This is a genomic window from uncultured Alistipes sp. (genome assembly GCF_902388705.1).
Lineage (GTDB): Bacteria > Bacteroidota > Bacteroidia > Bacteroidales > Rikenellaceae > Alistipes.
Map to the genome: position 1 here is coordinate 1 of NZ_CABMQJ010000001.1, position 13,066 is coordinate 13,066.

Genomic DNA, 13,066 nt, shown 5'->3' on the forward strand with positions numbered 1-13,066 from the left:
CCGGACTATGCCGCCGCACAACTGCGCAGCGAGCAGGCCGAAGCCGGTGTGCGTGTCGCGCGTGCGCCGTTCAATCCGCAGGTCAGCGTGGGCGTCGGCGGATCGTGGCAGCCCTATTATCCCAACCGGACGGGTGCCACGACAATCGACGGTTCGGCATTCGTGAAACTCACGCTGCCGATTTTCCATTGGGGCGAGCGTCGTCGCGCCGCAGGTGCCGCACGCGCCGTGCAGATGCAGAGCGAGTGGAACGCGGCGCTGCTGCACGACAACATCGTCAGGGAGGAGATGAACGGCTGGACGGCATTGGTCAACAGCCGTGCGCAGGTCGGCGCTTCGGAGGAGAGCCTCCGTATCGCGGGCGAGAACCTCGACATCAGCACCTATTCCTACGGCGAAGGCCTTGCGACAATCCTCGACGTGCTGCAGGCGCAGTTGAGCTGGATTCAACTCTACACCAACGCCATCCGGGCGCATTACAACTATGCCGTCGCGGTGTCCGATTACCAGCGTATCACGGCGCATTAACCCGGTTGCCAATCACCGTATGTCCGGGTACTGCGAAAAAAGCGGGGATGAAAAATCCCCGCTTTCCCTTTTCCCGTCCCGCGTCAGGCTTTCGCCGGTTCGGTGCTGACCACCGCGATTTCATGCGAAACCGGTGCGATTTGCCGCAGCATGCGCATCATGCCGCAGTATTTCTCGTGTGTCAGCGTCACCGCGCGGCTTACCCTGGCTTGGTCGTCCTCGGTGTCGCATTCGACGTTGTAGATTACGTGGAACGATTTGAATGTGCTTTCGGATTGGCCGTCGTCCGCCGAGAGTTCTCCCGACATGCCGATTTCGAAGCGTTTGGGAGTTATCCGCTCCTTTTGCATAATCATCAGGGCCGTCATGCCCGCGCATTTCGCACCGGCGTAGAGCAGCAGGACTTTCGGGTTCATCTCCTCGCAGCGGAGGCCGCCCTCGGGCGTGAATTTCGAGTCCCCGGTCAGTTGCAGCGTTACTTTTTCAATCATAAGCGACAGAATTTTTGTTGAACGCTGGGTTGGGGGCAAGAATCATACCTTATTTAAGTTCCCCGGCGGTTTGTGCGTGCAGCGGCCGGGGTTTCGTTCCGGCCTCGTGCAGGGGGTGTACGACCGTAAAGCAGGTGCCCTCGTCCGGCTGTGAGGCGACCGATATGCCGCCGCCCAGCGATTCCGCGATTGTGCGGCAGATGGAGAGCCCGAGCCCTACGCCTTTGACAAACAGATCGGCTTTGTAGAACCGTTCGAAAATCCGCTCCAGATGCTCCCGCCCGATGCCTTTTCCCGTGTCTTTGACGAATAGTTCGATTTGGGGACAGGCCTGCGGCAGCCGGTATCCGAACGTGATGCTGCCCGAGTCGGTGAATTTCACGGCATTGTTAATCAGGTTGTTGATGACCTGCTTCAGCCGCGAGGCGTCGGTGTATATTCCGGAGTCGTCCTCGGGCAGTTCGAGGCGGAGCTCGACATTCGGATGCATGTTGAGCTTCTGTGCCTGGTAGATGTCCCCCAGCAGCGAGTGCAGCGAATGTTCTTCGAAATGGAACTCCATGGTATTCGATTCGATTTTCGACAAATCGAGGATGTCCGAAATCAGGCGCAGCAACTGGTCGCCGTTGGTCGTAATCAGCCGGCTGTATTCCTGCTTCTCCTCCTCGCTGAACGGGATTTCCGTGTCGGTCAGCAGGTTGGCGAATCCGATTATGGCATTGAGGGGCGTGCGTATTTCGTGGCTCATGTTCGCCAGAAACGCCGATTTGAGGCGGTCGCTTTCGCGGGCCTTGTCGCGGGCCTTGCGCAGTTCGTCCTCCGACGTTTTATGGTCGTGGATGCTCTGGCGAATCCCCACGATACGGTAGGGTGCGCCGCTGTCCGCCTGCCCGAGGTATACGGACTGTTCCTCGAACCACTCCCATGTGCCGTCGCCGCGCCGGATGCGGTAGACGGACAGGCCGGGATTCATCTGGCCGGAAAGCTGTTGCGTGAATGCTCCGAGCAGCATTTCCCGGTCGTCGGGATGCACAAGGTTGAAAAACTCCCCGGTGCTGATTGTACCGTCGCCGGCCGGGATGCCCAGGTGGGTGTACCAGCGGGCGTCGATAATCATTTTTTGAAGCTCCAAATCGAAAAACCACGGGAAAATCCGGGTCTGCGCCATCGCCCTGTCGAGGATGAGTTTCCGGGTGACCTCCTCTTCGGTATTCCGGAACAGGAAGAGCACCTGCCGCAGGTTCCGTTGCCGGTCGTACTTCCCGATCAAACGGCCTTCGATGTAGAATTTCAGGTTGCTGTCGTGACGTTTTATGTAAGTCCATGCCGGCAGGTCGCCGTGAACCGTGTGCTGCCGGAGGCGTTCGAACAGGCCGGGCAGCAGATTCTGTTTGTCATGACAGACCGAAAGCAGTGTGAAAATGTTCAGCGGATGCGAAAAATCCCCCCCCCTCCGATGTGGAGGTCCTTGCATGCCTGTGCATTAATTTCAGTTATCTCCCCGTCGGGGGACAGCGTGAGGCAGGCGATGGAAATTCTGCTCAAGGTGTCGTACGGGGTATGGATACCTGTTCCGGAGGCATGGGCCGGATTGTTACGGTGCAAACGACGCAATTTCATCTTAACGGGATTTTAAGGATGATGTGGCAAAGATAGTAAATATTTTATTAGAAAAAATACAATGGACGTGCGGTGCGGCGCGGGATGTGTATCCGCTCCCGGCGGGTTATTGCGCACGGCGGCAGATTTCGGCGGCCGGGGTGTGCAGAAACGGCAAATTTTCGTATATTTGCCCTTTGTAAGAATCTATGAGCGTATGCGGAAAAAATTGAGTTTGTTGTTGACTTTCGCGCTGTGTGCTGTGTGCGTCCTACGGGTGCAGGCCGAAACGCCCGAAAGCAAGGCCTTTATCGAACGGGGACGGTCGTTGTTCGACTTCGGACGCTGGAGCGATGCCCGGCATGAGTTTTTGAAAGCCCGGGAGGTGCTCGCCTGCTCCGAACGCGATGCGGCGCTGACCGTCGATTTCTACCTGGCGGCCTGTGCCGTGGAGTTGGGCAGCCGCGACGCCGAAGCGGCGCTGCGGCAGTTCGAAGCACGCTATCCCGGTTCGGTATATACCAACGACGTGCGGTTTTCGCTGGGGTCGTACTATTGCGCCGAAGGCGATATGAGGCGTGCGCGCGAGGCTTTTGAAAAGACCGACTACAAGGCCCTGAACTCCCCGCGCAAGGAGCAGTACAATATCCGCATGGGCTATGTCGAGTTTACCGACGGCAATTACGGCGATGCGTTCGGTTATTTCGACCGCATCGGCCCGCAGAGCGAATACGCCGACCATGCGCTTTACTACAAATCCTATATCGATTATGCCGAAGGCCGCTACGGCCGTGCCAAGCAGGGATTTACGGCCTTGCAGCGCAGCGACGCCTATCGCGACGTGGTGCCGTATTACCTGCTGCAGATTGAGTTCCGCGAGTGCAACTACCGCTATGTCGTGGAGCACGGCGACGAACTGGTGCGGCGCGCCGTGCCGGAACGCCGCAAGGAGCTCGAGCGCGTTATCGCCGAGTCGTGGTTCCGACTGGAGGACTATAACAAGACAATCGACCACCTGAACGCCTTTCTCGCCGCCGACGGCGAGCTGGATCGGGACGGGAGCTACCTGATGGGGTTCTCGCTCTACCGTACGGCGCATTATCCCGAGGCCGCGGAGTACCTGCGCAGGGCCTGCGGCGCCGAGGATGCATTGACGCAGAATGCGTCGTACCACCTGGCCGACTGCTACCTGCGGGCGGGCGACAAGCAGGCCGCCATGCAGGCGTTCGCCATGGCTGCGGACGACAAACTGGATGCGACGATCGCCGAGGATGCGCTGTTCAACTACGGCAAACTGCAATACGAGTTGGGCGGCGGCGCTTTCAACGGCGCGATCAATGTGCTGACGCGCTATGTCGGGCAGTATCCCGACTCGCCGCGTGTGGGCGAGGCGCGTACGCTGTTGATTGCCGCCTACTACAATTCGAACGATTACGACGCGGCTTACCGGGCCATCAAGTCTTTCCCGACGCAGGATGCCGACATCCGCGCCGCATTGCAGAAAATCACCTATTTCCGCGGTCTGGAGGCCTACGAGGCCGGTGACTTGCGGGCAGCGCAGCGTTATTTGGCGGAATCGGCGTCGATAAACGTCAGTCCCAAGTACAGTGCGCTCAACTCGTTCTGGCAGGGGGAGATTGCGTTCGCACAAGGCGACCACACGGTCGCGGCGACCAAATACAATGCCTACCTCAAACGTGCGCCCCGCAGCGAACGCGAGTATGCCATGGCGCTTTACAACCTCGGCTACTGCGCTTTTTCGCGCACGGACATGGCGCAGGCGCGCGGTTTCTTCGAGAAATTCCTCGCCGCGCATCCCGCGCAGGATCGTTACCGTGCCGACGCATACAACCGTCTGGGCGACATCCGCTATTCGGAACGTGAATTCGAGGCCGCGGTAGGGGAGTACGACCGGGCTGTTGCCGCAGGCGGCCCCGAGCGGGAGTATGCGCAGTACAAACGTGCCGTGACGCTCGGTATTCTGGGCCGCACGGAGCAGAAACAGCAGGCACTGCGGCAGATCATTGCGGCCGGACAAGGCGATTATGCGGATGCCGCGTCGTACGAACTGGGCCGTTCCTACATCGCGCAGGAACGCTATGCCGAGGGTGCCGAACAACTGGAGCGTTTCGTTGCGGATTATCCCTCCTCGCCGCGCCGGGCACAGGCATTCGCCGATTTGGGATTGGCCTACCTCAACCTGGGTGACAAGGAGAAATCGCTGAAATATTACGATATGGTGGTCGGTACGGCCCCGCAGTCGTCCGAAGCCAAGGGCGCCATGCAGGGGATTCGCGAAATATACGTTTCGGAGGGCAAGGTCGACGATTATTTCGATTATGCCGCCAAAGTGGGCATGGAGGGCGACCTGACCGCCGTGTCGCGCGATTCGCTGTCGTTCGCCGCCGCCCAGAAACTCTACCTGGCCGGGCAGACCGATGACGCCGCCAAATCGCTGCGCAGCTACATCCGAAGCTATCCCAAAGGATACTACATGAACGATGCCCTCTATTTCTTGAGCGATTGCTACCTCCGCTCGGGCGAACGCAGCGAGGCTATCGAAACCCTGACGGAACTGGCCGGGCAGGGGACGAACCAGTATACCGTCACGGTGCTCGAAAAACTTTCGGAGATGACTTTCGCGGACAAGCGTTACGACGAGGCCGCCGGCGCATACCGCAAACTCTACGATGCTACGGCGACCGTCGCCGGACGTGAGGATGCCATGAAAGGGTACGTGCGGGCAACGCTGGCCGGGGGCGACGCTGCGAAAATAGAGGCGATGGCCGCCGACGTTGCGGCGCATCCCGATGCCGGGGTCGTGGCGCTGCGCGAGTCTAAATTCGCGTGGGCCGAACTGCTTCGCAAACAGGAGCGTCGTGCGGACGCCGTGAAGCTTTACAGGGAGCTCGCTTCCGAAGCCCGTACCAAAGAGGGCTCCGCCTCGGCCTACTACGTAATCGAGGATATTTTCGAAGGCGGCGACATGGACAAGGCCGAGAAAGCGGTATTTGCCTACTCCGAGCGCGAGCCGCAGGCTTACTGGCTCGCCAAAGCCTTTATCCTGCTGGGCGACGTCTATGTCCGCAAGGGGGATAACTTCCAGGCGCGGGCTACTTACCAGAGCGTTGCCGACGGGTATTCCCCGGCCGACGACGGCATCGTGGAACTGGCCAAAGAGAGAATCGCAAAACTGAACTGATGATGAAACGCATATTGTTTGCCGCCGCGCTGTTGGCGGCGCTGCCCTGGAGCGTTAACGCGCAGGTCGAAAAGCAGGTCGAAGTGACCAAAGCCTATGTCCCGAGCGTGGAGAGCGCGTCGAAACTCTCCGTCGTGCCAGACATGACCGATACGGTGAAGATGCGGCCGGAGATCGACTATGCCATTACGCCGCTGTCGTTGCAGACGACCCTCGCCACACGGCCGATACGTCCCGCAACGGTGACTTACTGGGAGTTCAACCGCCCGCTGCCGTTCTACCTAAAGGCCGGCGCGGGTTATCCGCTCAACTCCGTGCTGGACTTCTACGCCTCGAGTCAGAATCCCGGTACGGGTTATGTCGTGGGCTATGTGAACCACGAGGGGCGCTATGCCAAAATCAAGAACGATTTCGGCGTCAAAAACAACTCGACGCGGATGCTCAACCGTATCGGCGCTGCGGCGGGCAAATACCTCGGAAAACACATTCTCGAGGGCGATGTTTCCTATGAAAACAGGCTTTATCACCGTTACGGCATCTATGCGGCGCCCGGTGCGCAAGCCTCCTACATGCCCGGCGCCCGGATCGATTTCGGCGATGCGAATATCGCCCTGCGCTTCGGCGACGATTTCCAGGACTTGAGCCGCGTGAATTTCGAAATTGCGCTGCACGGCGGACTTTTCATGGATTATCCCGAGCTGAACACCGGGGATAACTCCGAGCCGGACAACGGGCCTGCTTACGGCGGAAAATCCCGCCAGACGACATTGGCGGCACATGGAAAAATCGCCCGCGCTTTCGGCCGCCACCGGCTTTCGGCCGAAGTGGGCTATGAGCGTATGGACGGAGGCAAGATGCTCGAAGACCATCGGCAGCAACTGGTGCACGCCGCCCTGCGCTACGGCATCGAGGGCGGGGTAGTTCGTTTGGAGGCCGGGGCGGATTATTACCATGACGATAACAAGGGCGTGGATGCGGAAAACTACATCCTTCCCTTCCTGCGCCTCGATTTCAATCTCGGCACGGACGGCCTGAAGCCTTTCGTCGAACTGGACGGGGCCGTCAACGAGAACAGCTACCGCTCGCTGACGAGGCAGAATCCCTATGTCCGTGCGGCGTTGTGGGGCGACAAGAGTTCGGTCGACTACAACGGCCGTTTCGGTATCTGCGGCAGTATCTGGCGCGGGAAGTTCGATTACCGGGTGTATGCCGGCGGGTCGATTCGCGACAACCACATTTATTGGTATGGGTACGACGTCCGGGATGTGATCTTGCTGGGCGCTCTGAACGGCAGTTACGGGCGCCAGACTGTATTCTCGTTCAACGGCGAGGTGACGTGGCGTCCCGTGAGCGGGTTCCGCACCGAACTGGCCGCACACGGCTATATCTACAATGACGACGATACCAAACTCCACAACGGCGCACCGTCGTTCGAGGGGAAGCTCCATACGCAATACGACGGCCGGAAGATAGCGTTCGGCGCGGGTGTCTGGCTGCAGAGCGTGCGTAAATGGAGTTGGGTGGAGCAGTCGTCGTCCGAGCCGTCCGAGGCAAATTATACGACCTATGAAGTGCCTTTTGCCGTCGATCTGCGTGTCAATCTCGACTGGAAGGTATCGGGGCGCGTGACGCTCTTCGCCGAAGGGCGCAACCTGATTAACCGCCGTCTGTACGAATATCCGTGGCATCCCGAATACGGGGCCAATTTCACGGTGGGCGTAAAGGCGAATTTTTAGTCGGAACGTAGCCGGGCGGCCCGGCGGCGGGACGATGTTGTAATTCGTCCGTGTGAATTTTCAGAGTCGTATGAAACTTTTAAAAAAAATATTAACTTTGTAAGATATATTTAGTGCTGGAAATGCAATTTTTATAAATAATTTTATGGCTACACTGAAGAACCTCCCGAAAATATATCCCTCTTGCGGTAAACGATTGAATGTACAGGCAATGCATTGCAACGGATGCGATACGCACATCGAGGGGGATTACAATCTCCCGGTGATGATGCAGCTTTCGGCTCCCGACCAGCAATTCGTGCTCGACTTCGTGAAAAGCAGCGGTTCTTTGAAAGAGATGGCGCAGAAATTAGGATTGAGTTATCCTACGGTGCGTAATCGACTGGACGATATTATAGCTCAACTCAATAAATTCGAAAGCGATGAACAAGATTCTTAACCCGTTCGAATACCTTTCCACAGGGAAAGCGCTCGGCTGGGGCCTGGCCGGGACTCTTTTTTCCATCTGCTTGCTGACGGCGATTAGTTGGCCTGTCGCCGGCGACGTTTCCAAGATCGTCACGATTCTCTCGCAGAACCTGCTACTGTGGCTGCCCCTTTCGCTGCTGCTGTATGTAATGGCGCTGATTTTCTCGCCGTCGCGTATCCGTGCCGTGGACATTTTTGCCACGAACCTTTTTGCGATGCTTCCCGCGATTGTCGTTCTCGGGGTTTTGAGCATGTGCTCCCATTGGTTGAGCAGTATCGTCTGCGAACCCCGGAGTGCCTGCGAGATACTGAAGCAGGCCGTATATAATCTGATTGTTATCGTCCTGTCGGTTTCGATGGTCTGGTCGATGGTCTGGGGATGCTTCGCCTATCTTGTTTCGGCCAATATGAAAGGCTGGCGCGGAGTCCTGATTTTCGTTGTCTGCTATGTCTTGGTGAGCGTGGTCAACCAGTTGCTGATTGAATATTGCAAATAATACGACCCTGTTGCGGGTCGTATCGTGATGCGGGACTTGTGAGTCCCGTTTTTTGTGCTTGCTGATCACTACGGGACTATCCCCGGCTCTCCATGCTGTCGACGGAGGGGTTGACGGTTACCACATCCTCCTCCAACTGCCGTTCGGTGAGCGTTTCATCTCTTTTTGCGGGGGTGATCGGGCCTCCGTCGGCGAGGATGTCGTCGGGGGTGATTTGGGTGACGGTGATTTCCTGCGGCATGTTGGCGGAACGTTGGCCCGCCTGTTGTTTATCGGTCTGTTTCATGGCTTCGATTTTTATTGTGGCGGTGCAAAGGTTGTACCGTTCGGCGCAAGAAAATGAGCAGCAATGCTTGCGGGTTTTCGACACCTGCCCGGTGCCGGATATGCTCCCGACCAACTTCCGGCGTGTTGCCTTTCCGGAAAAGCGTTGCTGAACAGATACCTGCAAAAGAAACGGTGCCCCGACCTGTTCGGCCGGAGCACCGTTATAGAAAAAGGGTGAGCTACTTACATCGCACCGCTACGACCACATACCCTTGCTCGATTCCTCGCCTGGGGGATTCTGTAGGAGCTGGTCGTATAAGACTCACCCGGGCACAAAAGTAGGAATTTTTTATATCTTTGCAAAAATTTTCGACCTGATGCGTAAAAAAACTTTTCTCTATATCCTTTTCGCATGCCTCGCGTGCCTGCTTGTCGCCGGCTACGTCCTCCGGCAGCAGTTTTATGGAAATGCCGTGCGTGCCGAGCGGGAACTTTTCGTCAGCAGCCGGGCTTGTTACGGGGAACTCACCGACTCGCTGCTTCCGGAGCTGAAGCATCGCTGGGCTTTCGGCGTCTATGCCAAACGCATCAACCTGCCGGAAACGTTCAAGCCCGGCCATTACGAGCTCAAGCCGGGTATGAGCGTTATCGAAGTTGCCCGGATGCTCAAGCTGGGGCTGCAGACGCCTGTGCGGGTGACAATCAACAATGTGCGGATACCCGCGCAACTGGCGCAGAAGCTCGCGCGCCAGATCGACGCCGACTCTACGGCGATTATGCATGCGCTGACCTCCTCCAAGGTGGCGCAAAGCGTCGGTTTCGACAGCCTGACGCTCTTTTCGATGTTCATTCCCAATACGTATGAGTTTTACTGGACGGTCACGCCCGAGGAGCTCGTGCAGCGTATGAAACGCGAGTACGACAATTTCTGGACACCCGAACGCGACGCGCTGCGCAAGCGCAGCGGCTTGAGCCGGCTCGAGGTGATGACCCTCGCGTCGATTGTCTACGAAGAAACCCGCAAGACCGACGAGATGCCCCGTATTGCGGGCGTCTATGTCAACCGCCTGCGGAAAGGTATTCCCCTGCAGGCCGATCCCACGGTTAAGTACGCCATGCAGGACTTCGGCCTGCGGCGTATCCTTTACAGGCACCTGAAATATCCGTCACCCTACAATACCTATGTAAACAAGGGGTTGCCTCCATCGCCGATTTGCATGCCGGGTATCAATGCCATCGATGCCGTGCTCAATTTCGAGCAGCACGACTATATTTTCTTCTGCGCACGGCCCACGTTCGACGGCTATCATAACTTTGCCCGGACGCTGCGCGAGCACAACGCCAATGCCCGGGCGTACAGTGCGGAACTGAACCGGCGCAAGATTAAATAATTTTTCGTACATTTGTACTTATGCTGACCAAGATCTATGCAGAGAACCCCTCCGAGCGGGAATTGCAGAAGGTAGTCGAGGTGCTCCGCAACGACGGGATTATCATCTATCCGACCGACAGCGTCTATGCTTTCGGCTGTTCGCTGCGCTCGCCCAAGGCCATCGAACGCCTGCGCCGGATGAAAGGCAAGGATGCCGGGGCTTTCGCCGTCGTATTCGGGGAACTTGCGCAGGTCGCGGAGTACTGCCGTGTGGACAATGCGGCGTTCCGGGTACTGAAACGGAACCTGCCGGGGCCGTTTACGTTCGTATTGCCCGCTTCGTCGCGTGTGCCCGACAAGGCGCTCGAAAAACGCCGCACGATAGGCATCCGCATTCCCGGCAATGCCATTCCCCGGGCTATTGTCGCGGCGTTGGGGTGTCCGATGGTCACCACGTCGGTCAAGGACGACGACCAGGTGGTGGAGTACACCACCGATCCCGAACTGATTCACGAACGTTACGGCCGCGACGTTTCCCTGGTAATCGACGGCGGGATAGGCGACAATGTACCGACGACGGTCGTAGACCTTACGGGTGAGGAGCCCGAGATCCTCCGCGAGGGCAGGGGAGAGTTGCAATGAGTATTTAAATGCAAAATAACATACTATGGAAAAAACGAATTTCTGGAAAGATGTCGCCAAGTACGGCGCGATTATAGGTGTTCTGCTGGCAGTTTCGTTCATGCTGGAAACCCGGCTGATGCTCTCCGCCAGTTTCGGGTTGTATGCTCTGGAATGGATTGTCGTCGTTGCGTTGCATTATTACCTGCTGCATCGTTTCACACGCCAATATTCCATAAATAATTTCTCGGCCGAAACGGGGTTCTCTTTCGGGCAGGGCTACGGTTACGTCCTCTCGGTTTCTGTGGTTGCGGGCATCATCGTCGGTGTGGTGCAGTACCTCTACCTGCACCTGTTCATCGGTTATGCGAACTATACGGAGCGCATAGCCAACACGTTTACCGAATATATCGCACAAAACGGCGGCGTCCCGGCATCGATGGAATCCATGCTGGCGCAGACGTTCGAACAGCTGCAAAACGCTCCCGAGCCCTCGATGCTGAAGACCGTCTGGGGCGGAACGTTCTCGGGTGTCCTGTTCGGCGCCATTTTCGGCCTCATCATTGCAGGAGTTCTGGCCCGGGCGCCGAAGCCTTTCGACAATACGGCTGCCAACGAGTAAGAATGCCTGTAAGAGCATGAGTAAACTGGATATTTCGGTCGTCGTACCGCTCTACAACGAGGCGGATTCCCTGCCCGAACTGGTCGCATGGATCGACCGTGTGGCGGTGGAGCACACCTATGCCTACGAGGTTATTTTGGTCGACGACGGTTCGTCCGACGGTTCATGGGAAGTCGTCGAGTCCCTCAAAAAACAGTACCCTGCCATCCGGGGCATCAGCTTCGCGCGCAACTACGGCAAATCGGCAGCCCTTTACTGCGGATTCGCTGCGGCGGAGGGGGAGGTGGTCTTTACGATGGATGCCGACCTGCAGGACTCGCCGGACGAAATTCCCGAATTGCGGCGCATGGTGCTGGAGGAGGGGTACGACCTTGTGTCCGGCTGGAAAAAGAAGCGTCACGACCCGATTGGAAAACGCTGGCCGAGCAAATTCTTCAACTGGACGGCCCGTACGGTTTCCGGCATCAGGTTGCATGATTTCAACTGCGGGCTGAAAGCCTATCGCCGCAAGGTCGTCAAGGCAATCGAAGTCTACGGCGAGATGCACCGTTTCATTCCGATTCTTGCCAAACAGGCCGGATTCCGCCGTATCGGCGAGAAACCCGTCGAGCACCACGCCCGCAAATACGGTTGTTCGAAATTCGGCATCGAGCGGACGGTGAAAGGGTATCTGGATTTGATTACGGTGCTCTTTATGACGCATTTCGGACGTTCGCCGATGTATTTCTTCGGCAGCCTCGGTACGCTGATGTTCCTTATCGGCGGCGGTACGACCGTCTGGATCATCGCTGCGAAAATCTGGAAACAGTTCCACGGACTGCCGCTGCGGCCCGTTACCGACCAGCCGCTCTTTTATCTGGCCATCCTTGCAATTATCCTCGGTGTACAGCTGTTTTTGGCGGGATTTTTGGGCGAACTCATTAACCGCGGTTCCTCGGACAGGAACAAATACATGATCGATAAAACTTTATAACCCGATGATACAACGAATCCAAACGCTCTATCTGCTTATTGTCACGGCGCTTATGGCCGTCACGCTTTTTGTCCCGCTGGCATGGTTCGCGGGCGATGCAGGGCAGTTCGGGCTCTATGCTTTTTCCTTGAAAACCTCCGGCGGCGAAGCCGTGCAACCGACCGTTTATATGGGTATACTGCTGGTGCTGGCCTGCGTGCTGCCGCTCATTACGCTGTTCCTGTTCAAACACCGCCTGCTCCAGATACGGCTTTGCGTCGTGGAGATGGTGCTGCTGGTCGGCTCCGCGGCAATGGAGGCGGTCTACTACTTTTTGAGCTGGCGGGTCTTTTCCGACCTCGCGTTCCACACGCAGGGCTTCAAACCGGCCATCGCCTTGCCGCTTGTCTGCCTGCTTTTTGTCTACCTTGCCGCCCGTGCCGTGTTCCGCGACGAACTGATGGTGCGCGCGGCCGATAGAATCCGCTGATTCCCAAACCAATGAAACCCCAAGGGTGTGCGAGCGACGCATACCCCGGGATTTTGGCCCCTTATGTGCAGGTGTATCCGTTGTGGAGAAGCCGGACGAAAATCGACCCGAATCCGATATTAAAAGAATGTTACAAACCTTTGGCGATACGGAAAATAATTTTAACTTTGAGGCAGAATATTACCATTATGTAATAAATTGAAACATTGAACAACCTTTTT

13 protein-coding genes and 1 other RNA gene are annotated in these 13,066 nt (G+C 57.2%); 10 read left to right on the forward strand and 4 right to left on the reverse strand.

Annotated elements, in window-relative coordinates:
• Positions 1–528 (forward strand): TolC family protein (locus QZT71_RS00005; RefSeq protein ID WP_295911023.1); only part of this gene is annotated, 528 nt, incomplete at its 5' end.
• 83 nt (positions 529–611) lie between these two features.
• On the opposite strand, the gene QZT71_RS00010 is transcribed toward QZT71_RS00005, so the two are convergent.
• Together QZT71_RS00010 and QZT71_RS00015 are read right to left on the reverse strand one after the other, a co-directional pair.
• Complete coding sequence (locus QZT71_RS00010; protein ID WP_295911024.1) at positions 612–1,019, reverse strand: OsmC family protein; 408 nt, start codon at positions 1,017–1,019, stop codon at positions 612–614.
• Positions 1,020–1,068: 49 nt separating this feature from the next.
• Positions 1,069–2,493: a PAS domain-containing sensor histidine kinase gene (locus QZT71_RS00015; protein ID WP_295911025.1), complete on the reverse strand. Its 1,425-nt coding sequence runs from the start codon at positions 2,491–2,493 to the stop codon at positions 1,069–1,071.
• A gap of 342 nt (positions 2,494–2,835) precedes the next feature.
• Between QZT71_RS00015 and QZT71_RS00020 the strand changes: the two genes are divergently transcribed.
• From QZT71_RS00020 to QZT71_RS00035, 4 genes are all read left to right on the forward strand, one after another.
• Positions 2,836–5,820, forward strand: coding sequence for a tetratricopeptide repeat protein (locus tag QZT71_RS00020; protein ID WP_295911026.1), 2,985 nt, complete (start codon positions 2,836–2,838; stop codon positions 5,818–5,820).
• 2 nt (positions 5,821–5,822) lie between these two features.
• Entirely contained in the window at positions 5,823–7,556 is a 1,734-nt protein-coding gene (locus QZT71_RS00025; RefSeq protein WP_295911027.1) for a TonB-dependent receptor, read from the forward strand.
• A 211-nt stretch (positions 7,557–7,767) separates the two neighbouring features.
• Positions 7,768–7,995, forward strand: coding sequence for a DUF2089 family protein (locus tag QZT71_RS00030; RefSeq protein ID WP_295911028.1), 228 nt, complete (start codon positions 7,768–7,770; stop codon positions 7,993–7,995).
• Positions 7,979–8,521, forward strand: a complete 543-nt coding sequence (locus QZT71_RS00035; protein WP_295911029.1) for a hypothetical protein — start codon at positions 7,979–7,981, stop codon at positions 8,519–8,521. The genes QZT71_RS00030 and QZT71_RS00035 overlap by 17 nt, the downstream gene beginning before the upstream one ends.
• Before the next feature lie 76 nt (positions 8,522–8,597).
• Here QZT71_RS00035 and QZT71_RS00040 read toward each other — a convergent pair whose 3' ends face one another.
• Positions 8,598–8,807 carry a hypothetical protein gene (locus QZT71_RS00040; RefSeq protein WP_295911030.1) on the reverse strand — a complete coding sequence of 70 codons (210 nt, stop codon included), beginning with the start codon at positions 8,805–8,807 and terminating at the stop codon, positions 8,598–8,600.
• 210 nt (positions 8,808–9,017) lie between these two features.
• Positions 9,018–9,116, reverse strand: an RNA gene (gene ffs, locus QZT71_RS00045) — signal recognition particle sRNA small type.
• A gap of 49 nt (positions 9,117–9,165) precedes the next feature.
• Here ffs and mltG point away from each other — a divergent pair.
• The 5 genes from mltG to QZT71_RS00070 are packed head-to-tail and all read left to right on the forward strand — an operon-like array spanning position 9,166 to position 12,845.
• On the forward strand, positions 9,166–10,179 hold the full coding sequence (gene mltG / locus QZT71_RS00050; protein WP_295911031.1) for an endolytic transglycosylase MltG: 1,014 nt from the start codon (positions 9,166–9,168) through the stop codon (positions 10,177–10,179).
• A 20-nt stretch (positions 10,180–10,199) separates the two neighbouring features.
• Complete coding sequence (locus QZT71_RS00055) at positions 10,200–10,802, forward strand: L-threonylcarbamoyladenylate synthase (RefSeq protein WP_295911032.1); 603 nt, start codon at positions 10,200–10,202, stop codon at positions 10,800–10,802.
• A gap of 25 nt (positions 10,803–10,827) precedes the next feature.
• Positions 10,828–11,403 carry a DUF4199 domain-containing protein gene (locus QZT71_RS00060; RefSeq protein WP_295911033.1) on the forward strand — a complete coding sequence of 192 codons (576 nt, stop codon included), beginning with the start codon at positions 10,828–10,830 and terminating at the stop codon, positions 11,401–11,403.
• A gap of 16 nt (positions 11,404–11,419) precedes the next feature.
• On the forward strand, positions 11,420–12,376 hold the full coding sequence (locus QZT71_RS00065; RefSeq protein WP_295911034.1) for a glycosyltransferase family 2 protein: 957 nt from the start codon (positions 11,420–11,422) through the stop codon (positions 12,374–12,376).
• A 4-nt stretch (positions 12,377–12,380) separates the two neighbouring features.
• Positions 12,381–12,845 carry a DUF4293 domain-containing protein gene (locus tag QZT71_RS00070; RefSeq protein ID WP_295911035.1) on the forward strand — a complete coding sequence of 155 codons (465 nt, stop codon included), beginning with the start codon at positions 12,381–12,383 and terminating at the stop codon, positions 12,843–12,845.
• The last annotated feature ends 221 nt before the right edge of the window (positions 12,846–13,066 follow it).